We start from the raw sequence: 21,519 nt of genomic DNA on the forward strand, positions 1-21,519 counted from the left end.
GAGAACTCCACTATGTCACGGATGAATCTGGCCGGCCTGGTCGCGATACTCATGCTCGCTTCCTCCGGTGTGGTCGAGGCGAAGCAGTGGCGGTACGCGGGCATGCACCCGCGCACCGGGCGGCCGGCGGATGGGCTGTGTCACATCGAGATGATGCATGTGCACACCGCCGCGCCGATGCACGCCGACACGCTCTACCGCACGCGCGACAACGTCTATGTCTTCATTGGAGACCCGACGCCTTTTGGCTACGAGGGGCCGCAGCATGCGTACTACGGGCACCACCCCGTGGTGCTCAACGTGCTCGTGCGCATCGACGTCGACGTGGACGTGGTGGAGTACTGCTACCACGACGGGCCGCACTATCACGCCTACCCGCCTCCGCCCCGCCAGGAGTTCGTGGACAAGGAGGACGTCCACTACTACGCGGGCGAGTACCCCCAGGAGTACCGGCAGGAAAGTCCGAAGTTGGTGCGAGTCAACACGGTGTACCGCTCCTGGAGTGCCCCACGCCCCGTGGTGACGTTGGCCCCGCCGCCGGAGTACCACGGCCCCGTCATCCAGGTGGGCCTGAACATCCCATTGCCCTCTGTCGAGGTGCGGGTCGGGACACCACGGCCGCCGCCTCCTCCCCCGCCCGAGTGGGAGCGGGACGTCATCCGGCATGAGCATGTGCACGTGCACCATGACCATTGCGACCACCACGTCCACAAGAAGCACAAGAAGCACAAACACAAGAAGCACAAACACAAGAAGTTCAAGGGACGGGACTGAGCGTGCGGAGCGTGGCACTTGGAATGGTGGCGCTGCTGGTGGCGGGCTGCTCCAGCGGCGTGGACGACGTGGTGGATGCCTGGAAGACGGCGGGAGAGTCGCCCTCTGCGTTCACTGATGCCGGAGAGAAGCTCCCGGGCGGAAAATGTCAGGCGGGCAAGGTGAGTGGCCTGGACGCAACCGTGTGTGTGTTTGAGAGCACGGAGAAGGCGCGGCAGGCCGAGGAGGCCGGTTGGAAGCTTGTCGGCAATTCCGTTGGTGTTGCAGCGGCCTCAGGCAAGCTGGTGCTCGTCATCGCCGACCCGCGGAAGGAGGACCCCAGCGGGCGGCGCCTCAACGCGCTGGTGAAAGCCTACCAAGAGGAGACACGTTGAGGGGCGAGTCGGCGGAGTCCCGACTGCTGAGGCATGCATAGGATATCAGCCGTATGCCTCGTTTGGTTGTATCGCCCCTCATCGAAAATTGTGTCAGCGAGTACTCTGGCTGGTCGTGCCAGAGGGCCTCTGCGACCTCCAGTGGGGGCCCGCTCATGTGTTAGCGGTCGTGCGCAGCGCCGCGAGGAATTGCTGCACGACCGGCGAGTTCGCTTGGCCGTCGTACACGAATTCGACGTCGAAGCGGCCGTCGAGCTCGTCAATCGGGACCAGCCGCACCGTGCGCGGGCACGTCGGTGAAATGCTCTCCGGGACGAACGCGTAGCCCATTCCGGCTGCGACGAGTCCGATGAGCGTCGGGATGTCGCTGCCGACCTGCGCGATGCGCGGCGTGAATCCGGCCCGCCGGCACTGCTCGAGCAAGAACCGGTGATGCGCTGCGGACCGTAGTGGGTCGAACCAGACGAACGGCGCGCCTGCGAGTTCGGCCAGTTGACGAGGCGCGCGGAAGCGCTGGCCCGGTGTGGATAGCATCGCGAGCACGAATCGGTCGCGTAGCAGCCGCATGCCTGACAGATGCGGTGCCTCGCTCTGTCGCCACGCCATGATGCCGCCATCGAGATCGCCGCGTGATATCGCAGTCGCCTGCTCGGCTGATAGCATTGGCGTGATTGACAGCATGACGTCTGGGCAGGCGCTCCGGAAGGCCTTGAGGACGTTCGACACCATCGGCAACGGGAAGTAATTCGGTAGCACGCCGAGACGCAGCTCGCCGAGCTGACCGGCCGCGCTGCGCAGCGCACGTTCGCGGCTGCCCTGCAGCTCGGCGAGTAGGCGCGTAGCGTCTTGCAGGAAGCTCGCGCCGGCTGCTGTGAGTGCGATGCCCGTCGAGCGGCGGATGAGTAGCGGGGTGCCGACCGCTTCCTCGAGCTCGCGGATCTGCCGGGAAAGCGCGGGTTGAACAATCCCGACTGCGCGGGCGCCGGCCATCATGCTGCCGGCCTCAGCGACCGCCACAAAGTAGCGCAGATGGCGCAGTTCGACCTGTCGCATGAGATGACTGTCCGTTCCGTCGATATGCTCAATAGGCATGACGGTCTGCACTGAAGAGTATTGGAAAGTATGAGTGGCGCAGCTTAGGTTGTCCAGTGTCACGATAACTGTCCGCATGTTTCGGACGTTTGTCGCACTTCGTTATATGCCACTTCATATCCAGACTCCTTACGTCCGTTCGCAAGCTGCATCCCGCCGGCTCGGCAAAGACGTCTTGTTCAAGCTCGAGGCGATGCAGCCATCCGGCTCGTTCAAGCTGCGCGGCGTCGGTGCGGTATGTGACGCTCGGCGCGCGGCAGGCTCCCGTCGCTTCGTGTCATCGTCGGGCGGCAATGCGGGCATTGCGGTCGCCTATGCGGGTCGCGAACTCGGCGTGCCGGTGCTCGTCGTTGTTCCGGAGAGCACGTCCGCGCGCGCACGCGACTTGATCCGCCTCGAAGGCGCGGAGTTGCTCGTCCACGGTGCGTCTTGGGCAGAGGCGAACATGTTTGCGCAATCCGTGCTCAGCCCTCATGACGCGTTCGTGCATCCATTCGACGAGCCAGAGCTGTGGCAGGGGCATTCAACGATGATCGACGAGATGGCGGAAGCCGGACCGAAGCCCGACGCCGTCGTGCTGGCAGTTGGCGGCGGCGGGTTGCTGTGCGGCGTTCTCGAAGGGCTGGCTCGCAATGGCTGGGGCGATGTGCCGGTTGTCGCGGCCGAGACCCAAGGCGCGGAGTGCTATGCGCGCTCGATTGCGCAGGGTCGGCCAGTCGAACTGCCTGCGATTACGAGTATCGCCACGTCGCTCGGCGCGAAGCGGCCTTGCGACGCGGCGGTTGAGTGGGCGACACGCCATGCGGTCGAGAACATCGTTGTGTCCGATGCGGCAGCAGTGGCCGCCTCACTGCGGTTTCTCGACGAACACCGGATTCTGGTGGAGCCCGCGTGCGGGGCCGCACTGGCCGCGCTCGACGCGGCATCGTCGGTGCTTGCCGCCGCGTCACGCATCGCGGTGATCGTCTGCGGTGGCGTCACGGCGACGGTTGAGCATCTGCAGGCATTGATGAGCCGGGATCGATGACAGCGGGTAGAGCGCAACTCATGGCTCGCCCTGAGCCTTCGAGGGCGATTCCGCCTCCGCTTCGCCAGCACGGGCCTTCGCTAGACCCGTGCGCGCCGTGACCGAGCAACCGGATTCAGGGATGGAATCGCCACTCCGGCTATTCCTTCACTCAACGAGCCTCACAAAGCCTTGCCGAGACAGGGACCACGCCCCTCCCTGTTGGATGGGGGACTCGTACTGATTGAAGAGATCCGCGTAGGCGCGGTCCGCACCGTTGTTCTTGGCCGACATCGAGAGGGATGCCAGCCCTGGAGGGAGTCGGGTTACAGGCGACAGCTCCGCGGGTAGCTCGAACGGCGTGAACGATGTCCTGTTGCTGGGGGCCGTCAATCTCCAGATGAGTTGGTGGTCACTGCTTTGAGCGTTGAGATACGCATGCACCACCTGCGCGGTGGGGACCACGTTCCACGCCAACGTGAATCCCTCGGTCCGAGCGACGGCCGGCGCCTCCATGGTGCCGAGTGGAATCGAGGTGAGTTGAAGGGGAGGGGGGATTGTCACGACAGGGGACGAGCCGCCCTCCGTGAGGACCGTTGCGCTCGCGGAGGTGACTCCAGTCGCTCCATCGGAACCCACGATCACTGTCGTGACCACCCGGAGGAGGTCGAATGGCGGGGTGAGCGACATCGAGGGAAGCTGGAGCGGCGGAGCGCCGGTCGCCATACTGCTGAAGAGGTACATGGTGCCGAGTTTGTAATCCATCGTGACGAGGGCCTCCGTGCCGTAGGGTTCGATGTTCTCCACGTTGACCTGCTGAAACTGGTCCTCGGCGCGGTCCAGGGCGATCTCCACGTCGTCAAGTGTCTGCCCGGCCTGGAGCGTGATGTTGCTCTTGAGTCCGAAACGACGTGTCGAATTCACGTACTCCATGGCAAAGAGATGCACAGGCATGGCTCCGCTTCCCGAAATATCAATTTCGAACGAGCCGTCTATTGCGGCCCTCGTGGAGTTGCCATGGCCCTGCTGATCGGCGCTCGCGACGATGACATCTTGGACGACGCTGGTCCTCCCGGTGATGCGCCCCTTCAGGGTGGCTTGTCCCGTTACTCCTCCGGTATCCTCTTTCGTGTATTGCTGGAGCCAGACTTCTGGCTGCTCCAGGGCGAGGTAGGTGTCGGCGAAGGTCTTCTCCGTGGAAACCGCCAGCAGGGTGACATCCTGTGGACCCTGGATGTCGGGGTCCACGAAGCGCGCGACACCATCCTGGCCCAGCGGCTGCCGGAACCGGCTCCCATCCCCAAGCAGGACATAGATGCCGAGGAGCTGGCTCGGGTCGCCCATGTCCTCCCAGAGTCGCGAGTGGACTGTCAGCGAGCCCTGGATGGGAGCGTTCGATGGTCCTGGCTCGGCAGGTGGCGGCTTGCCAGGTTTGTCGCCGCAGGCCACGAGGAACAGCACGATGAGCGGAAGTAGTCGGTGCATGTGTCGGCTCCGGGATCGGGATGGTCTGGGGCGGACGAGGAGGACGTTGGAGTCGCCCCCGCCAAATCGGACGCGCGGTCATCGGCCGTGGCCTTGAGGGGGCGTCGCCGGAGCCGTGGGCTCGCAACCCACTGGGGACAGTGGCACCGGCGAGACTCCCAGGAGACCTCGCAGCCACCATTCAGAGCGAATGGGACATGAGTCACCTCCGCTCGCGAGTCTCGCCCTGAGGGTGTGACCCAACTGTGACGACGCGAGAGCCGTGCGCCCGTCGACGTGCTGAGATGGAGGGCGTGGTGCGATGGCCGTTCACCCTAGAACATGTTGCCGAAGGCGAGGTTGATGCGTGCACGAGTACGATTTGATCGCGGACTGGTATGCATCCCAACGCGCAGGCCGCATGGGCGTCCCGGAAGTAACCGCGCTCGCGGCCTCACTTCCGGCCGGTGCCTGGGTGCTGGACGTCGGCTGCGGCACTGGACTGCCGCTGACGCGGGTGCTGCTGGAGCACGGCTGCCACGTGATGGGCGTGGATAGCTCCCGCGAGTTGCTGGCGCGATTTCAAGTGAACTTCCCCCACGTGCCCGTGAGCTGTGCGCCCATCCAGTCGTGTGAGCTTCAGGAGCAGGCGTTCGACGCCGCGATCGCGTGGGGAGTCCTGTTCCACCTGCGCCACGAAGAGCAGGAACAGGCGATCGCCAATATCGCGAGGGCATTGAAACCTGGCGCCGCGTTCCTCTTCACCTCGGGCGACGTCCACGGCTCCATCGACGGCGAGCCGATGAATGGCGTGCCGTTCCGCTATCACTCGTACAGCGTCGACGGGTATCGCGACCTGCTGCGCGCGCACAGGCTCACGCTGGAAGCGACGCACACGGACGCAGGCGCGAACGTCTACTACCTGTCGCGCAAGAATGGATAAGGAGGCTTCTCGCTTCCTGCTTGCGTCCCGTACGTTCCCCCTGTGGAGGGCCCACTCTCATTCCGGTCCATTTTTCGGGAGCATGTCTCAGGCTCACAGCTCGACCATGACCCCGGCCGCGATGACAGCCAGGACGAACACCGAAATCGCGGTATAGATGTAGTCGCGCTCGCGCAAGGACATGACCAGCATCAGCGCCACACGCGCGATGGGCAAGATGATGAACACGGCCACACCGGTTTTCATCACGTCGTAGCCGCTGAGGCTGGGGGCGAGAACACTCCAGAAGTCATGTGTCGCGCCCAAGGCCATCCCGGCGGCAACGAGCGCTGAAGCAAGCCAAGTGCCGTTCCAAAGCAGTCCGGCGATGCTCTGCTCGCTTCGAGCAAGGCGATTGGTCGTAGACTTCACGCCGACCCTCCGATGAACTGAACACCCAGGGCGCTCAGGAGCATTTGAACCGCAAGCAGGGTGAGGATCACCACGAAGGAGATGCGAATCTTCTCAGCGGGCAGCCTCATCAGCAACCGCGCCCCGACGAGCGCCCCGACAACTGAGCCAAGTGCGACAGGCCCCGCAATGCCGATGTCGATATCGCCTCGCACGAAGTAGGCGCCAGCGCTCGCTGCGGCCGTCACGCCGATCATGAAGTTCGATGTGGCAGACGAGACCTTGATGGGCAGCCGCAAGGCGGTATCCATGGCAGGGATTTTGAGCACGCCGGAGCCGATACCGAGCAGCGCCGAGATCACGCCAGCCCCGTACATCAGCGCCAGGCTGATCGGCACGTGACCAACCTGATAAGGCACGTCGCGGCCCGATGCATGGTCGGGAAAGCTCGAATGCAGGCGTAGCACCGTGGCCAGACTCTTCACGTTCGGCCCGTTGGTATCGACCACTTCCACTTCGCGCCGCCGCGCTAGCATCTGCTTTGCGGATAGCGCCAAGATAAAAGCAAAGAGGCCGTACAGAAACGAATTCGAGACGATGCCGATCAGGAACACGCCTGTCAGCGCGCCGAGTGTGGTGGCTGTCTCAAGGACGATCGCAAGCCGAATATTGGTCAGGCGCCTTTTCAGGAGCGGCGCAGCGCTGCCGCACGAACAGGCAATCACCGAGATGATGCTCGCGCCGATCGCCACGTGAATGTCGACGCTGAAGAACAGCGTGAGGATTGGCACGATGAAGATGCCGCTGGCCATGCCAAGCACACCGCCGAGGGCACTCGCGCCAAATGCGGCCGCGAACAGCCAGAAGACCATCGTGGAGTTCATTGACGTGTCTCCGGCTCATGACCGTACGCGTGGACGCCGGGACAAGCGAGTGATGAACCTGATGAGGTCGCCACGATAGTGGAGCCTCTCGTAGTCGATGGGGCGAGACCCTTCGGTATAGGACGTGCGCTCGATCAGGAAGACCGGGTTGCCGGGCTCCACGGCGAGGGCCTGTGCAACGGTCGGTGTGGCTGTGATGGCTTCCAGCCGGTATTCGGCCTCAATCAGTGGCAGGTGGTATCGTTCTTCGAGCAGCGCGAAGATTGGCTCGGTTTCCAGATCGTGGGTGACGATCTTCTCCCCTAGCTCGCGCGGCAGATAGGTTTCATCGAAGGACATGGCCAAGCCGTCGGCGAGCCGCACGCGTTGGATGCGCATGACGAGGCTGCCGGGCGACACGGCGAGTTGCCGGGCAACGTCAGCATCAGCTGGGACGATTTGACTATCCAGGAGCCGAGCGGTCGGGGTGCGGCCGAGTGCCTGCATGTCCTCGACGAAGCCCGTCAGCTCGGTCAGTTCTTGGATGATCTTGGGCTGCGCGACGAAGGTACCTACGCCGCGTCGGATCTCCACCAAGCCACGAGCCACGAGGTTCTCGATCGCTTTTCGGACTGTCGTTCGGCTAACGCCGAACCGCTCAATCAAGCGGTCTTCTGTGGGAAGTTGGCTGCGAGGAGGGAGGACGCCAGCTGCGATTTCAGACGCAAGCGTCAGTTCGACTTTCGCATAAAGGGGGTTGGATTCACGCGTGGCACCCATCATGACATCACGACATCATGATGTCGTGATGTCAATGCTCCTCTCAAGCGAGAAGACGCCCTGATGTGCATGGTCGCTTCCTGATTCAGGACTCGACGAGTCCTTCTCGGGTTCACCCTGTGTGCGTTGTCTGGAGCTGAGCGGGGAGCAGAGGGGCGAGCTCAGGGCGGCCCATGGCACCACTGGCCGCCCGGGGCCAGGCAGTTCACAGCGAGCTTGTTGTCATGGGGGCAGAGCGCCTGGCGTGCCTTCTGCCAGGATGCCAGCGAGCGCGGCGATGTGCCGCTCGTCGGTGCCACAACACCCGCCGAGCACGCGTGTGCCGAGTTCCGCATGGACGCGAGCCATCTCCCGCGCAAAGGCGTCCGGGGGCGCGCAGTCGAGCTCCGCGCGCCCGTCGAGCTCCTCGGGCGAGAGTCGAGAGGTGTTGGCCTGCAGGCCCACCACCCGCGCGCGGAGGGAGGGCGAGGCGGCCAGTTGGTGCGATAGGCCCTCGCGGAAGACGGAGGGGTGGACGCAATTCACCATGTACGCGGTTGGGCGCGCGTCGGGCAGGGCGTCGATGCGCGCGACGGCCTCGGCCAGCGGGGTCCCGTCGAGCAGCGTCCCGGTGGGGCGGAGGACGAAGCTCAGCAGGAACGGCGCCCCGGTGCGCGCCATCGCCAGGGCGAGGCCCTCTGCCTCCGAGAGGGCCGGCAGCGCCTGGGCCACGAGGAAGTCCACTCCAGCACGCGAGAGCGCCTCCACGTGGGGGGCATGGAAGGCTGCCGCCTCCCGGCGGGGCAGTGCTTCCGCGGGCTGATAGGCATCCCCGCGGCACCCGACGAGCCCGCCGATGAAGACACGCGTCTCCCGCTCGCCGAGCTCATCGCGCAGGCCCGCCAGCAGCCTCACCGCCTCGGTGAAGACGTCCCGGCCAGCGAGGCCCGCGCGCGCGAGTCGTTCCGCGTTCGCGCGCCAGGTGGGCGTGAGGAGGAGGGTGGGCAGGCCATGACGCAGGCCGATGTCGCGGTAGTCACGGTAGATGGCTGCGAGCGCCTCGCGTCCCTCTGGCTCAAAGAGGAGGCTCGCGTTGGCCACGTGCGGGTCCAGCAGGCCCGCGGGGTGGCGGCGCAGGCGCTCGACCACGGAGCCCTCGGTGAGTATCCGCGGTGCGTTGTGCAGGGCATCAAGGAACGCCGCGTGCTTCGCCAGGCCACCCATTAGCGGGCCCCCTTCATCGTCAGCACCATCCGAAACCTCGCCTCGCCGGACCTCATTCGGGAATATGCCTCGCCTGCCTTCTCGAGTGGCATCGTTTCGAAGAGCGGCCGGACGTCGTCGAGGACGCTGGATTGCCGTGCTCCTCTTCCGAGAACGTCCCCGGCATGACGAGAATCTCCGCGCCGCCCGGGGGCGTATGCCGTGGAAACCCCGAGCGTTTGGCGTACCGCACGATGCTGGTTGCACGCGCCTGTTCTCCCCCCAGGCGGTCGAGCATCATCCGCTCGACACTGCCCTGGGGTGACGCCACCCATCGATATGGGGCTGGCGTGATGACCACACGTTTCGAGAAGTCTGGGCCTGGGGGCCCCTCCAGAGGTCAGTTGTACTTGTTGCGTCCTGCCATGACGCCGCCGTCGACATCCCAGATTGCGCCGGTGACCCAAGAAGTCTCGTTCGACAGCAGATGGACGATGGTCTGCGCAACATCCTCTGCGCGGCCCACGCGGCCGAGTGGGTGGAATCCGTTGAACCCCTGGAGCGCACCGTGAACCTGCTCCTTTGGGATGAAGCCTTCGTAGATGGGGGTCTCGACGACAGCGGGCGAAACAGCGTTGACGCGGATGCCATGTCCGGCCAGCTCCATCGCCAGGTGCTGCGTCAGCGAGTGGAGTCCTGCCTTGGCCATCGAATAGGCCGAGGATGGCGTGGCCTGGATGGCCTGCCTGGCCCACATGGAGCCGACGTTGACGATCGTGCCCCCCTTGCGCAGCGCGACCATGGAGCGGGCGACGGCCTGCGTGATGAAGAAGAGCGCCTTGTTGATGTCGAGGTACAGGTCGTAATCGCGCTCCTCGTGCTCCAGGAATGCCTTCGGCAGGAAGACACCCGCTGCGTTGACCAGCAGCGTCGCGTCGGCGTGGTCCTTCTGCAACTGGGCCACCAGGGCCTGTCTCTCCGTGCCGGATGTGATGTCCGCGCGCAGGCCCTCCACAGGGCCGGACGAAGCCAACTCCGCGACGGCGGCCTGGAGCTTGTCGTCTCGATGCCCGATGACGACGGCTCGACCGCCCTCCTCAAGGAGGAGACGAGCCACGGCCTTCCCCATCCCACTGGTACCACCCACAACGATGAGCTTCTGATTGGTGAATCGCGCGCTCATTGGAAATGTGCTCCTTTGCTGGTCCTGGGTGAATGTCGGGCCGCCGCGGTCGGCGGCGGCCCGACACGGAAGGCGTCAGGCGGCCTGGTAGATGCGGACTTCCGGGGCGGCGTCGAGGAGTGGCTTCAGCGCGCTCACAACGTCGGCGGTGAACAAGTCGCTTTGGAGGTAGGCGTTGGCCTGCTGCGCAGTGTCGAACCCATGGAGCACCTGCACGTCCTCGTCACGCACGAGCAACTCCTTCAACTTTGCGCCGACGACCTTCTCGAGGAATGGCGCCTTGTAGCGCTTGTACACGTCGGCGGCCGCGGGCCGGTTGGTGGGAGAAATTTGCAGGGTGATCTGCAGGTAGACCATCGGTTTCCTCCGTCTTGATGTCTGTGTTACGTGAAAGAACAACTATCCATTGTGGGGTTGCCTCGACGTCGACTCTGGGCTCCACTCCGAGCCAACGTCGGCGCGTCAGACGCTCCTCACAGTGGGGCGACGAAGGATTCATGCTCCCGGGGCCTCGTCGCGGCAATCGAGATGTTCTTGGCATCCAGCAAAGGAAATCTTTACCACCCATGAATGTGCCCGAACACCTCAACGCCCTGCGCGCCTTCGAGGCGAGTGCCAGGCACGAGAGCTTCTCTGCCGCGGCCGCCGAGCTTCACGTGACTCCGGCGGCGGTTGGACAACTCGTGCGAAGCCTCGAGGAGGCGCTCGGCACGCCGCTCTTCCATCGGAGCACGAGTGGGCGCAAGCGGCTGGTCCTCACCGAAGCGGCCCAGCGGGCGCTGCCGGATATCCGCGCGGGGTTCGAGCGGCTGAGCGTCGGAGTCGCGAGGCTGAAAGAAGGCTCGCCGGTCGGGGTGCTGACGGTGACGGTCAGCCCCGCCTTCGCGGCCAAGTGGCTACTGCCGCGCCTGGAGCGTTTCCAATCCGCATGGCCAGAGCTGGACGTTCGGCTCGATGCGTCCATCGACCTGCTCGACTTCGCCGCGCGCGGTGTGGATATCGGCGTGCGCTACGGAGCGGGGGACTGGCCCGGGTTGGTCTCGGAGAAGCTTTTCGACGAAGAGGTCTATCCCGTCTGTTCCCCTGCGCTCCTTCGGCAGGGCCGCCGTCTGCGTCGGCCTTCGGACCTGGGCGGCGTACGACTCATCCACGACCGCTCCGTGGATTCCCGGGCGGGATTCGCCACGTGGGATGCCTGGCTTGAGAAGGCGGGGGTAAAGGACGTCGAGACGAAGCGAGGCCTTCGTATCAACAACTCCGCTGCGGTACTTCAGGCAGCAATCGACGGGCAGGGAGTGGCGCTGGCTCGCAGCATCATGGCGCATGACGACGTCGCGGCCGGACGGCTGGTGCGCCTGTTCCCGGAGGTCGAGTTCCCTTCCAGACTCGCCTACTACGTCGTCTACCGACCCGAGTGCGCCACTCTCGCGAAGTTGGTGGCGTTTCGTGAATGGCTCGTTCGCGAAGCGTCCTAGCCCCTGTCGGTGAGCGCATTGGCGTTGCATCGAGCAGGGGCCGTCAGGCCGCATGGGCCGTCTCCGAAATGGAGGCGCCGATACTCGTCGACGCCCTGACCCGCCTGGCTCCTTGAAGGCGCGAAGCCGGGAACTTTCGAGGTTCGAGGCCGTGTCCTCGATGACATGAGTCTTGGCCTCCCCGGCATCTTCCTCGCGGGCCTGCTGACATTCCTGTCGCCCTGTGTCCTTCCACTCGTCCCGCTCTACCTGTCCTTCCTCGCGGGTGTGTCCCTGTCGCAGCTGCGGGAGGCGGGCAGCGGCGTGCGGCGGCCATGGGGTGTGGCGCTGGCGTTCTCGTTGGGGCTCGGCTCCGTGTTCGTCGCGCTCGGCATGGCGGCCACCGCCATGGGCGGGCTGCTCGCGGAGCATCGGAGCGGGCTCCTCCAGTTCGGAGGGCTCGCGCTCTTCCTGGTGGGGCTCAAGCAGCTTGGGTTCATCCAGATTCCCTGGATGGACGGTGAGGTGCGGCCCCTGCTCGGACGGGTGCGGCGGGGTGGCAGCCTGCTGGGCGCTTTCCTCTTCGGGGCCGCCTTCGCCCTGGGGTGGACGCCGTGCATCGGGCCAGTGCTCGGTGGGGTGCTCACCTATACCGCCTCTTCCACGTCGGAGCCCCTCATGGGGGCGCTCTACCTCGGCACCTATGCCGCGGGTCTCTCCGTTCCACTGCTACTGGTGGCCGCCGCCGCTCCGGTTGCGCTGCGGTGGATGGAGCGCGCGAAGCGGCACCTGCGCAAGTTCGAGGTCGCCACAGGGGTGCTGCTCGCCGGGTTGGGGGTGCTGCTCTTCACCGACTCGTTGGCGTTGCTCGTGCCCTCGGCGGAGGGGGGAGAGGCTTCCGCCCCCGTGATGGAGCGTCGCGCCTCGTCCGCGCCGGCCGCCTCGGAGACGGCGTGCACTTCCGAGGAAGGTGGCGATGGCACGTGCGCGCTCCCGGAGGAGGGGAGCGTCCCATCCTTCATCGGTCCGTCCGCGCTGGCCCGGGTTGAACGCCCGACGATGGTGGAGTTCGTGAGCCAGAGCTGCCCCGTCTGCCAGCGGATGGAGCCCACGGTGGCCCTGGCCGAGCAACACTGCTCGGGAAAGGGCGTTGAGGTTCTCCGCCTCGATGTGGGGACAGCGGAGGGCCGGCGGGCCGCGGCCCAATATGGCGTTCGCGGCGTTCCCACGTTCCTCTTCCTGGACGCCGCGGGCAAGGAAGTGGCGCGCCGCGTGGGTGAGCAATCCCTGACCTCCCTCTTGCAGGGACTGGAGGTCATCGCGGGTGGCCGCTGTGCGGGGCTCCTCCCGTAGACGCCAGTCGCTACGGCGCAGCGAGCAGCGCCTCCAGACGCCGCGCGTAGAACCCACGCGAGCGCTCGCCGTTGACGGCTGCCACCACCACGCCCTCTCGGTTGATGAAGACGGTGGCGGGCACGGTGGAGATGCGCAGCGGGCCCAGCACCTCCCCCTTCGCCGTGGCCACGGTCATGCGCACTCCCAGCTCGGCCGCAGTCTGGCGGTTTCGCGCCTCACTGGGATTGAGCGAGAGCGCGAGGAAGCCGACGCCGCGCGCCTCGTACTCACTCCTCAGGGCTTCGAGCTCGGGCAACTCCCGAGCACAGGCGTGTCAGCCTGGGGCCCACACGTTGATGACCCAGGGACGGCCCAGCAGCGCTGCCCGGTCGATGCGCTCTCCCGCCAGCGTCTCGGCCCGCAGGGTCTCCGGCACCGGCGTGCCGGGGCGGTCATAGCGGTCATTGCGGTCACACGCTCCCTGAACCAGGGCGAGCGCAATCAGGAGCGGGAAGCCAAGGAGACGGCGCATGGGTTTCTCTATGCACACGGAAGCACGCCCGCGCATCTTCTTTCCGTGCGGGAGTTCCGGCGGTCGGGGTGTTCCGGAAGGACACCTCGGCTGCCCACAAAAGTTCCACCAGGGGACAGTGGTGTCCTCCACGGACTCGGCTTCAACGCCGCGCGCGACTGGCCGCGCTACCTCCAGGAGCGCCGCGAGGGTGCCCTGATGGCCGCCGAGTTTGGTGGCTCTACAACCCGGTGCGGTACACGCAGGTCTTCCGTTCCATCAGGAGCGCTGTTGGTGGAACGGGAGCCCTTCGGCTCGCCGCTCGTGTATATGCCTCCGCTCCTCCTTCCTCTGGAGCCGATATGAGCGCCCTGCCCGCGTGCCCGAAGTGCAACTCCGCCTACACGTACGAAGACGGCAGCCTCTTCGTCTGCCCGGAGTGCGCGCATGAGTGGTCGACCGTCGCTGCCGCGGCGCCGGGGGAAGAGAAGCGCGAGGTGCGCGACGCCTACGGCAACCTGCTTCAGGACGGCGATAGCGTCACCGTCATCAAGGATTTGAAGGTCAAGGGCTCGTCGACGGTGGTCAAGGTCGGCACCAAGGTCCGGAGCATCCGCCTCGTCGACGGCGACCACGACATCGACTGCAAGATCGACGGCATCGGCGCGATGGGGCTCAAGTCGGAGTTCGTGAAGAAGGCGTAAGTGGGCTTGCGCCGCTTCCGTGGATACCCTGGACGAGGCAGGGTGGAGTCCGACTTGGCGGAAGGAAAGTAGCCGCGAACCGCCCCGGGCTGCACTAGAAGAGGCTACTAGGTGCACCGCACCCCGTCCCTGGAGCCGCCCCACGTGCAGCCTTCAGCCCCCCAACGTCATCGAGAGCCGCCCCGCTCCTGGTGGACGCGCTTCCTGGACTTCATGGAGCTGTCCTCTCCCGAAGGGCGCTGGGGGCTGGGGCTCGTGCTCAGCCTGCTCGTCATCGGCTTCTGGCCGCTGCTGCTGCTGGCTGTCCTCGACGTGAGCGGGACGCCGCGCAAGGTGCTGGTCGCGCTGGGGCCCGCGTCAATCTGTCTGGGGTTCGCCCTGCTCATCCTGGTGTGCGGCTACCGGTATGGTGAGTCGCTCCGGTGGTCGCGCGCCCAGACGTGGGGGCTCGCCGCGCTGTTCCTGGGCATGGGCCTCGCGGGTGGCGCGGGGCTCTGGTTCAGCGAAGGCTGAGCGCGCGCTCCTTGCGAGGGCGCCCTCAGCCCTCCTGCTCGGCGCCCTCGAAGGTGACCTTCGCCTTGTTCATGACGTGCTCCACCGCGAGTAGGTACCAACCCATCTCGGCGAGTTGCTTCGTCGTCTCGGGCGACTCGCGCAGGGCGGCGTGCGCATCCGCGGCGGTGAGCCCGAAGGGCTCCAACTGGTCGCGCACCAACTGCTCGAGCTTCTCCGGGGTGAGCTGAAGCTTCTGCTCCTCGGTGATGGCCTTCAGCACGATGCCGATGTGCAGCCGACGCTCGACGTCCGCGCGCGTGGTGGGGTCCGTGAGCCAGCCCTCGAGCGCTTCCCGCTGCTCGTCGACGTCGAACTGGTGCTCAAGCATGCCCTGGCCCTCGGCCTGGACCCAGCGGCGGCGCAGCTCCTCGTCCACCAGCGCGCGAGGCAGCTCCACCGGAGCACGCCGGGCCAGCTCGTCCAGCACCATGTCCCGCGCCTGGACCCAGAGCTGTGCCGCCGCCGCGTCCTCCAGCTCGTCGCGCAGGTGGGTCATCACCTCGCCCAGCGTGCCGCCCAGCCCGAGCTTCTCGAGGAACTCGGGGGCGCTCTCCGGAGGCAGCGTCACCTCGTGGGCGGCCAGGACGTCCACCAGGAAGCGCGCGGGCTTCCCCTGGAGTGCCTCCACGGGGTACGTCTCCGGCAGCTCCAGGGCAATCTGCAGGGACTCGCCCACCTTGGCACCCTCGGCTACGGACTCGCTGAAGCCGGGCAGGGCCTCGATGGGGGCAAGCTCCGTCGTCATGCCGAAGCGCGCGGAGAAGGGGATGAGCTTTCCGTCGCAGTAGCCCACGATGTTGAGCCGCACCTCGTCGCCCAGCTCCAGCGACTCGCCGGGTTGACGCTCGCGCGAGGTCGCCAGGGCGCGGCGCTTCTCGTGGAAGGCGCGCAGCAGGTCTTCCTCGGTCAGGTCGTCCGGGGTGGGGACCCGCACCGAGATTCCCTCCAGGGAGGGCGCCTTCACGGTGGGAAGCTCGAGGGCCTTGGCGGAGGCGAGGCTCACCACCGGGCTCATCTTCAGGAGGCGCTCGACTCCACGACCTGGTCCTTGCGTCCCTTGCTTGCGGCTCACGAATGCTCCCGGGAGATAGGCTTGCCAGCGCCCGCGCCAATGGGGGGAAAAGCGACGGCTCGGCATGGACCAAGGCATAGTCCAGCCGAGCCGCTCTGACAAACCCCGAAGGGTGGGGCGCTGCTCTAGAAGAAGGCGCCCACGATGCTGGACACCGTGGAGACCGCGGCGCCCACCTGGCTGACAATCGGGATGTTGGTGGCCGCGGCGACCGAGCCCACCGCCGTGATGACGGACGTCACCTTCTTGCCCGTGCTCGCGTTCTTGTCCATCAGCGTCGCGCCAGCGTTGGCCACGTCGACCGCGGCGATGGCCACGTTGACGCCCGGGGCGAACCGGCCCAGCGCCTTGGCGGCGGTGCCGGCGGCGGCCTTCGCGCCCTGCTTGAGGGCCGCCTCACCGGCCTCCTTGCCCGCCGTCTTCAGCGCGGCCTTGGCGGCCTGGCGCGTGCCGCTGCCAGTCAGGCCCTGGGCCAGGGTGCTGGTCGCCTTCGCCGTCTCGGCCGCGGCGGACTTGACGGCCCGGCTCACGCCCCTGGCGGTGCCACCCTCGAAGATGCCCTTGGTGGCGGTGTCCTTGACGGCCTTGAGCACGTCGTCGCTGGCGTTGGGGAGCGCCTTCTTGAAGGCGTCGACGGCCTTCTTGCCGGCCTCCAGCTTCTCCTTGAAGACGGTACCGCCGAGCACGCCGCCCATTACCTTGCCGCCGACGATGCCGCCCGTCGCGGCGGACAGGCCCGCCTTGGTCGCGTCGAGCGTCGAGCGCGTGGCGGTGATGATGTCGTCCTTGCTACCAGTGCGGATGGCCTGGCGGATGTCCTTGACGGCCGTGGCGCCCGACATCACCGCGCCAGGGATGCCCGCGTAGCGCGCGGCGGCCTTCATGCCGGCGCCCAGCTTGGTCAGGCCCTTGAACTCGCCCGCGGCGTAGGTGGGGTTGCTGACGAACGCCCGGTTGGCGCCGGTCAGCAGGCCCTCGGCGCCGTTCTTGATGTTCTTGATCTGCTGGAAGGCATCCTTGCCGTACCCGAAGGCCTTCGCGCTCTGGGTGGCAACGGCCGTGGCGCCCTTGATGAGCCCCTTGTTGTCCTCGACGGTCTTCTGGACGTCCTTGGCTACCTTCTGGACGTTGGCGCGGGCAGAGTTGAAGGTCTTGCGGATATCGAAACCCATGGTGGGCCTCTCGAAATTGAAATGGACGAAATCGTAGGGATTATCGCGATCACCCCGCCGGAGTTGCGTCGGGACCGACAATCCCGAAGATACCTCAAGGGCAGCGCCCATGGCGGCGCCGGGGAGCCGCTGTCCCGAAGCTGAACCATGCTCTCCGGGTCCTCTTGGCGAACTCCGACGCGCGTCCCACCGTCCCAAGGCTTCGAGCCGGGGAGGAGAGGACATGCGAGCAAGGAGTGGATGTGCTCTGGTGTGGCTTGGACTGGCGGGATGTGGGGGACTCCCAGTCGAAACAGTCGAAACTGGCGAGGTCACCGCGCAGGCCTGTCCCGCCGGGGTGGCCTCGCGCGTCAAAGTCGTCGTTCCACCGGGGTCCGGCTCCTCCGTCAACGGGCCCTACCCGGAGTTCCTGGTCGACGTGCAGGGGAAGCTCTACTTCGCCACCAACTTCTTCGACGGACGCGCCGTCTTGTGGCGCAGCAATGGCACGGAGGCCGGCACCGTCCAGGTGAAGTCGTTTCCCCCCGCCTCCGTGGCGGACCCCCGGATGAGCAGCCTGGTTCCGGTGGGAAACAAGGTCTTCTTCCAGTTCGATGATCCGGGCACCGGGAAGGAGTTGTGGGTCAGCGACGGCACCGGGGCAGGGACCCACCTCGTCAAGGACGTGACGCCCGGCCCCGCCGGCACCCGGTTCGCGTTCACCGCCGCGCAGAACGGGCGGCTGACCTTCATCCGCGAGTGGGCGTTCGCGCCCGGCAATCCCCAGGTGGAGGTGTGGCGCTCGGACGGGACCGCGGCGGGCACGGTGGAGGTGGCGAACTTCGGCACGCTCGGGGAGCTCGTCGCCCCGACGATGCTGGGCAACACCCTGCTCTTCTTCCTGGACACCGGCACTGGCACCTCGCTGTGGCGCTCGGACGGGACCACTGCGGGCACGGTGCATCTGGGGAACTTCGGTCCCCTCGCGACCGACCGATACACGTCGTTCGAGGTGGGCAATGCCTTGCTCTTCTTCGTGGTCACGCCCGGTCAGGGCACCTCGCTGTGGCGCACCGACGGCACACCGGCCGGCACCATCTGGGTCAAGAAGCTGGATGCGCAGGCGGTTCCCATTGGACAGACGGGCTTCGCCGGGAACCTGGGCCTGTTCCTGTTGAGAGACGGCCCCAACACCGAGGTGTGGAAGACGGATGGCACGCCGGGAGGCACCGTCCGCCTGGAGACGTTCGGCAAGTTCGTCAACCTGCTCGGTGCGCTGAACACGTCTGTCTATCTGTATTCGATGAACCCGAGCACGAAGCGGCTGCGCATCGAAAGTGTCTCCCTGGGGGGCGGAGGCAAGACCTCCGTCACGACCCTCCCCAATCCCTATTCGGACCAGGAGGACGCGTACCCCAGCGTGCAGCGGACTGCGACCTCCGGCGGGAAGCTCTACTTCTCCGTGGCCATTGGCACCTCGGGCCCTGCGCCACGGGAGGTGTCGCTGTGGGCGTTGAATGGTGCGGCGGCGGTCCAGCTCTCCCGCACCCTGAGCACGGGCGACGAATACGCCTCCCCGCTGTTCCCCACGGGCACGGGCCCCGTCCTCTTCGCCGCGTCGAAGAGCGGCTCGGGCACCGAGCCCTGGTTCACCCAGGGGAGCCCGGCGACCACTGGCCAGCTCGCGGAGATCCGCCCCGGAGCGGGCTCCTCCGTCCCGGATGGGTTCACCCTCCTGGGCAACCGCATCTACTTCCGCGCCGTCGACGACACGAACGCCTTCCAGCTGTGGTCCATGCCCGCCACCTTCTCCTGTCCCGCGGGACTGGCTGAAGCGGAGTAGTCCCCCGCATGCCCGCGCCCCGAGAGGAGGTTCCGGGGCGCGGCGCCCTCCACCCGCGCGGCATGCAGGTGGCCCGTGGCCACGATGAGGCGCCGCATCGGGTCGTGGCGGCGCAGAAGCCTTGGCTGCTTTAGGTGTATGTGAAATGCGTTGCACCGGAGGCGCCGACGGCGCCGCCATGGATGCGGCGACAAAGCAACGCTGAGGACGATGACCATTCCTCAGGGCAGCGGCGTCGTCGATAGCGGTGCATGAACTTGCACACGGGATGTGACAGTCACTCGAGCGGAAGGCGGTGCCCGCTGCCGTCATGGCGCGGGCCATGTCCGGTGTGTCGCTGGAGAGCATCGCTTGAAGGTGCGCTTCCACCTGCTCCCTGTCGCAGCGGCGCGGCGGATGACCTCCACCCTCTTGGTGAACGTCAAAGGAACGGCCATGCCCCACAATTCAAACAGCAGCCTGTCCCTGCGCTCTGGACTCTTCACGCGCGCCGTGGACAGCCCCATTCCGAATCTCAAATCCTTGACGTCCCGGAACGTCTCTTCGCACAAGAAGCGCCGAGAGTAGAGGTCCACCACCTGGCGCGCGTTGGCGCTGTCCAGTCTGGTGGCCAGACACCCAGGCTCCTTCATGCCCTTCTGGTGCACCAGCACCACCGCGGGCACGGGGGGCGGTCCGCCGTCACGTGCACGCCCGCCAGCTTCTTGGCCTGCCCACTGGCTGGTATCCACTCGGCCGCCGGACGCTGATGGCCTCCTTCCACCTCTACCCGCACGTCCTTGCGGAAGCGCACCACGTACTCGAAGCCCGACTGTGCCAGCAAGGCATACAGCCGCTGGTCCGCGAAGCCCCGGTCCGCCAGTATCGTCACCTTCACCTCCGCGGGCACGCACTCCTTCAACCGCAACAGCAGCTCATCCTCCGCTTGCGCGCGGTTGCCCGCCAGGGCGCTCTTCTGGAGCGTCAGCCACAGCAGGAGCGTGGTGCGCCCGTGCGAGATGACGAGGCTGGCCACCAGCGTGGTGTGGTCATCGGCCTCGAAGTCCGTCCAGTCCAGCGCCACCACCGCCTCGGTGCGCTTGGCCAGCACGTACGGCACCCACGAGGCCGCCAGCTTCCACGCGTCCACCGCCTCGTTGGACAGCAGCCGGTCCACCTGCTTGATGCCGTGCTTCTGCACGTCGCCTCGGGCCCATGCGAGGGCCATTGCCAATGGCATGCACCGGCAAGGACGCGGCGTGTACCACGCCCAACGTCGCATGCGACAGCGACAGCACCCGCTTGGCGTGCAGAGCCTTCTCGAACAAGTTCTCCAGGAACGCCCGCACCTGCTCTTCGTTGATTGCCACCTTGCGTACCGGCATGGCCTCTCCTCCCGCACCCCACCACTCCGCTTCGCACGGAGCTGTCAGGTAGGCGGCTGGTGATCCGCTCGCCCAAATGCGGGGATCACTCAGAGGAGGGGGATGGGGGGCTGCCGCCTCCCTCGTTGTCCCAGCCACTCTCCGGGTGTCCCGAGCCATGCCATTCTGCGGCAGGGGGCGCTTGGCGAGCCAGTGGGGTCATGCTCCAGCTTCCGAAGTCTAGCAGCTGGAGGGAGCGGTCCTCCGCCTGGACGCGATACTCGATCCACTGGTCGCCCAGGAATACCCGGTGTATTCCTGGCGAGACGACCGCGAGTTCCTTCGCATGAGGACGCCTCACCTTGGATGGGGATTGGGCGGCGTCCTCGGCCGCCGCGGCGAGCATGTCCAGTCGCTCCTGGATGGGTTGGCGTTCAGAGGGAGGAAGCTGCTCGTACGCTTCCGAGAGCTCGGGGACGACAGTGATGCAATAGGACATGAGAGACACCGCGATGAGGGAATGGGCCTGTCATGCTTGTGTTTCGCCCAGGGCCCATATGATTGAAGGAACAATCTAAAAGTAGTCATGGCGGGAGTTTCTCGCCGGCTGAAGTATTCCTTTGTTTCGGGCTTTCCCTTGCGCATCGCCTTGAGCTTTGCGACCGTCGAGTGGACGGAGCGTCGAGTGCTGGCTGCGCCTCCCCGCTGCCTCTGGACGCGGCGGCGGGGCATGCATCACCTGGATGAGCTTCATTCGGGCGAGCAGACGCATGACCTGCCAGGTGGGGTCTAGCTCGAAGCGCTTCGCGGCGAAATCGGGGCTCGCCGGCCGGGCGTGGTGGTTGTTTTGGAACAGCTCGCCCATGCACACCACGTCCAGGGGCAGCGTGTTGCGCGACTGGTCTCGGGTCGCGAAATTGCGGTAGCCGTACCGGTGTCCGCACCAGTTCACGATGGCGCCGTGCACAGGCCCCATCACGAAATGCAAGGGGAGGAGCGCCCAGTGCCACCGGCGCGTGGAGAAGCGCTTGTAGACGAGCGTGTAGAGCGCACCAAACCCCAGGCGGGAAGCCCAACTGCTGAAGAAGCGGTCCACCGCGGGCCACTCGGGGTAGCCACCAGTGAATCGTGCCTCTGCGTGGACGCGCCTTGTGAGCAGCCCCCCGTAGCGACGCCCCGTTTCCAGCATCATGCGCGGCAGGTGCTTGTGGTGCGCAGGGGAGTGTGGGTCACAGGGGGTGTCCGCATAGGCATGGTGTTCACGGTGCAAGATGGCGTAGGCGCGTGGGTCGAGGTAGCTCGAGCCCTGCACCAGCGCGGTGCTCAGATGCAGCACGCGTTCTGAGCGCGGCGTCATCGTGAACATCCGATGCGCGGCATAGCGGTGCTGGAAGAGGCTTTGGAAGAGCACACTCAGCGTCCAATGGGAGGCGAAGAAGGGGAGCATATCTGTACAACTTCTGGAGTGTCACCTCTCTGTCAGCTCACGCCCGATACCAG

General features: G+C 66.2%; 23 protein-coding genes. 9 read left to right on the plus strand and 14 right to left on the minus strand.

The annotated features are described in order from the left end of the window. The first annotated feature begins 12 nt into the window (after positions 1 to 12). Positions 13 to 774 carry a hypothetical protein gene (locus tag FMP39_RS11400; RefSeq protein WP_141589942.1) on the plus strand — a complete coding sequence of 254 codons (762 nt, stop codon included), beginning with the start codon at positions 13 to 15 and terminating at the stop codon, positions 772 to 774. Positions 775 to 785: 11 nt separating this feature from the next. After that, positions 786 to 1,148, plus strand: coding sequence for a hypothetical protein (locus tag FMP39_RS11405; protein ID WP_228557887.1), 363 nt, complete (start codon positions 786 to 788; stop codon positions 1,146 to 1,148). Positions 1,149 to 1,301: 153 nt separating this feature from the next. On the opposite strand, the gene FMP39_RS11410 is transcribed toward FMP39_RS11405, so the two are convergent. Continuing rightward, positions 1,302 to 2,240 (minus strand): LysR family transcriptional regulator, encoded by a 939-nt coding sequence (locus tag FMP39_RS11410; protein WP_228557888.1) that lies wholly within the window; start codon positions 2,238 to 2,240, stop codon positions 1,302 to 1,304. A 106-nt stretch (positions 2,241 to 2,346) separates the two neighbouring features. Between FMP39_RS11410 and FMP39_RS11415 the strand changes: the two genes are divergently transcribed. After that, positions 2,347 to 3,267: a pyridoxal-phosphate dependent enzyme gene (locus FMP39_RS11415; RefSeq protein ID WP_141589987.1), complete on the plus strand. Its 921-nt coding sequence runs from the start codon at positions 2,347 to 2,349 to the stop codon at positions 3,265 to 3,267. Between the two features lie 147 nt (positions 3,268 to 3,414). Here the strand turns inward: FMP39_RS11415 and FMP39_RS11420 are convergent, their stop codons facing one another. After that, positions 3,415 to 4,590, minus strand: a complete 1,176-nt coding sequence (locus FMP39_RS11420) for a hypothetical protein (protein WP_228557889.1) — start codon at positions 4,588 to 4,590, stop codon at positions 3,415 to 3,417. A gap of 487 nt (positions 4,591 to 5,077) precedes the next feature. Between FMP39_RS11420 and FMP39_RS11425 the strand changes: the two genes are divergently transcribed. Then, on the plus strand, positions 5,078 to 5,653 hold the full coding sequence (locus tag FMP39_RS11425) for a class I SAM-dependent methyltransferase (RefSeq protein WP_141589945.1): 576 nt from the start codon (positions 5,078 to 5,080) through the stop codon (positions 5,651 to 5,653). A gap of 93 nt (positions 5,654 to 5,746) precedes the next feature. Here the strand turns inward: FMP39_RS11425 and FMP39_RS11430 are convergent, their stop codons facing one another. From FMP39_RS11430 to FMP39_RS11460, 7 genes are all read right to left on the minus strand, one after another. Beyond that, entirely contained in the window at positions 5,747 to 6,064 is a 318-nt protein-coding gene (locus FMP39_RS11430; protein WP_141589946.1) for a DUF1634 domain-containing protein, read from the minus strand. Continuing rightward, positions 6,061 to 6,927, minus strand: a complete 867-nt coding sequence (locus tag FMP39_RS11435) for a sulfite exporter TauE/SafE family protein (protein ID WP_141589947.1) — start codon at positions 6,925 to 6,927, stop codon at positions 6,061 to 6,063. The genes FMP39_RS11430 and FMP39_RS11435 overlap by 4 nt, the downstream gene beginning before the upstream one ends. Before the next feature lie 15 nt (positions 6,928 to 6,942). Continuing rightward, complete coding sequence (locus FMP39_RS11440) at positions 6,943 to 7,689, minus strand: GntR family transcriptional regulator (protein WP_228557890.1); 747 nt, start codon at positions 7,687 to 7,689, stop codon at positions 6,943 to 6,945. Between the two features lie 219 nt (positions 7,690 to 7,908). After that, entirely contained in the window at positions 7,909 to 8,889 is a 981-nt protein-coding gene (locus tag FMP39_RS11445; protein WP_141589948.1) for a homocysteine S-methyltransferase family protein, read from the minus strand. Between the two features lie 52 nt (positions 8,890 to 8,941). Next, on the minus strand, positions 8,942 to 9,169 hold the full coding sequence (locus tag FMP39_RS11450; protein ID WP_368667062.1) for a cupin domain-containing protein: 228 nt from the start codon (positions 9,167 to 9,169) through the stop codon (positions 8,942 to 8,944). Positions 9,170 to 9,268: 99 nt separating this feature from the next. Beyond that, on the minus strand, positions 9,269 to 10,051 hold the full coding sequence (locus tag FMP39_RS11455) for an SDR family NAD(P)-dependent oxidoreductase (protein WP_141589950.1): 783 nt from the start codon (positions 10,049 to 10,051) through the stop codon (positions 9,269 to 9,271). A gap of 75 nt (positions 10,052 to 10,126) precedes the next feature. Continuing rightward, positions 10,127 to 10,408, minus strand: coding sequence for a hypothetical protein (locus tag FMP39_RS11460; protein ID WP_194858356.1), 282 nt, complete (start codon positions 10,406 to 10,408; stop codon positions 10,127 to 10,129). Between the two features lie 209 nt (positions 10,409 to 10,617). Here FMP39_RS11460 and gcvA point away from each other — a divergent pair, with 209 nt between their 5' ends. Both gcvA and FMP39_RS11470 read left to right on the plus strand, forming a co-directional pair. Further along, positions 10,618 to 11,526 carry a transcriptional regulator GcvA gene (gcvA, locus tag FMP39_RS11465; RefSeq protein ID WP_141589952.1) on the plus strand — a complete coding sequence of 303 codons (909 nt, stop codon included), beginning with the start codon at positions 10,618 to 10,620 and terminating at the stop codon, positions 11,524 to 11,526. Between the two features lie 165 nt (positions 11,527 to 11,691). Beyond that, positions 11,692 to 12,858 carry a cytochrome c biogenesis protein CcdA gene (locus FMP39_RS11470; RefSeq protein WP_141589953.1) on the plus strand — a complete coding sequence of 389 codons (1,167 nt, stop codon included), beginning with the start codon at positions 11,692 to 11,694 and terminating at the stop codon, positions 12,856 to 12,858. A 10-nt stretch (positions 12,859 to 12,868) separates the two neighbouring features. Here the strand turns inward: FMP39_RS11470 and FMP39_RS11475 are convergent, their stop codons facing one another. After that, the gene (locus FMP39_RS11475; RefSeq protein ID WP_141589954.1) at positions 12,869 to 13,372 is read right to left on the minus strand and encodes a TlpA disulfide reductase family protein; all 504 of its coding nucleotides are present in this window, start codon (positions 13,370 to 13,372) and stop codon (positions 12,869 to 12,871) included. 341 nt (positions 13,373 to 13,713) lie between these two features. On the opposite strand from FMP39_RS11475, the gene FMP39_RS11480 reads away from it, so the two are divergent. Then, on the plus strand, positions 13,714 to 14,055 hold the full coding sequence (locus FMP39_RS11480; RefSeq protein ID WP_141589955.1) for a zinc ribbon domain-containing protein YjdM: 342 nt from the start codon (positions 13,714 to 13,716) through the stop codon (positions 14,053 to 14,055). Positions 14,056 to 14,166: 111 nt separating this feature from the next. Then, complete coding sequence (locus tag FMP39_RS11485) at positions 14,167 to 14,568, plus strand: hypothetical protein (protein ID WP_141589956.1); 402 nt, start codon at positions 14,167 to 14,169, stop codon at positions 14,566 to 14,568. A 25-nt stretch (positions 14,569 to 14,593) separates the two neighbouring features. Here FMP39_RS11485 and FMP39_RS11490 read toward each other — a convergent pair whose 3' ends face one another. After that, positions 14,594 to 15,613, minus strand: coding sequence for a peptidylprolyl isomerase (locus FMP39_RS11490; RefSeq protein ID WP_228557891.1), 1,020 nt, complete (start codon positions 15,611 to 15,613; stop codon positions 14,594 to 14,596). Positions 15,614 to 15,807: 194 nt separating this feature from the next. Next, a complete protein-coding gene (locus tag FMP39_RS11495; protein ID WP_141589957.1) occupies positions 15,808 to 16,854 on the minus strand; it encodes a hypothetical protein in 1,047 nt (348 codons plus the stop codon). A gap of 337 nt (positions 16,855 to 17,191) precedes the next feature. Between FMP39_RS11495 and FMP39_RS11500 the strand changes: the two genes are divergently transcribed. After that, positions 17,192 to 18,676: a hypothetical protein gene (locus tag FMP39_RS11500; protein WP_141589958.1), complete on the plus strand. Its 1,485-nt coding sequence runs from the start codon at positions 17,192 to 17,194 to the stop codon at positions 18,674 to 18,676. 628 nt (positions 18,677 to 19,304) lie between these two features. Here the strand turns inward: FMP39_RS11500 and FMP39_RS37905 are convergent. Further along, the gene (locus FMP39_RS37905; protein WP_228557892.1) at positions 19,305 to 19,883 is read right to left on the minus strand and encodes a transposase; all 579 of its coding nucleotides are present in this window, start codon (positions 19,881 to 19,883) and stop codon (positions 19,305 to 19,307) included. A 710-nt stretch (positions 19,884 to 20,593) separates the two neighbouring features. Further along, positions 20,594 to 21,466 carry an acyl-CoA desaturase gene (locus tag FMP39_RS11510; RefSeq protein WP_228557893.1) on the minus strand — a complete coding sequence of 291 codons (873 nt, stop codon included), beginning with the start codon at positions 21,464 to 21,466 and terminating at the stop codon, positions 20,594 to 20,596. Between the last annotated feature and the right edge of the window lie 53 nt (positions 21,467 to 21,519).

It is taken from the genome of Myxococcus sp. AB056, assembly GCF_006547365.1.
In the GTDB taxonomy this organism is placed as follows: Bacteria; Myxococcota; Myxococcia; order Myxococcales; family Myxococcaceae; genus Myxococcus; species Myxococcus virescens.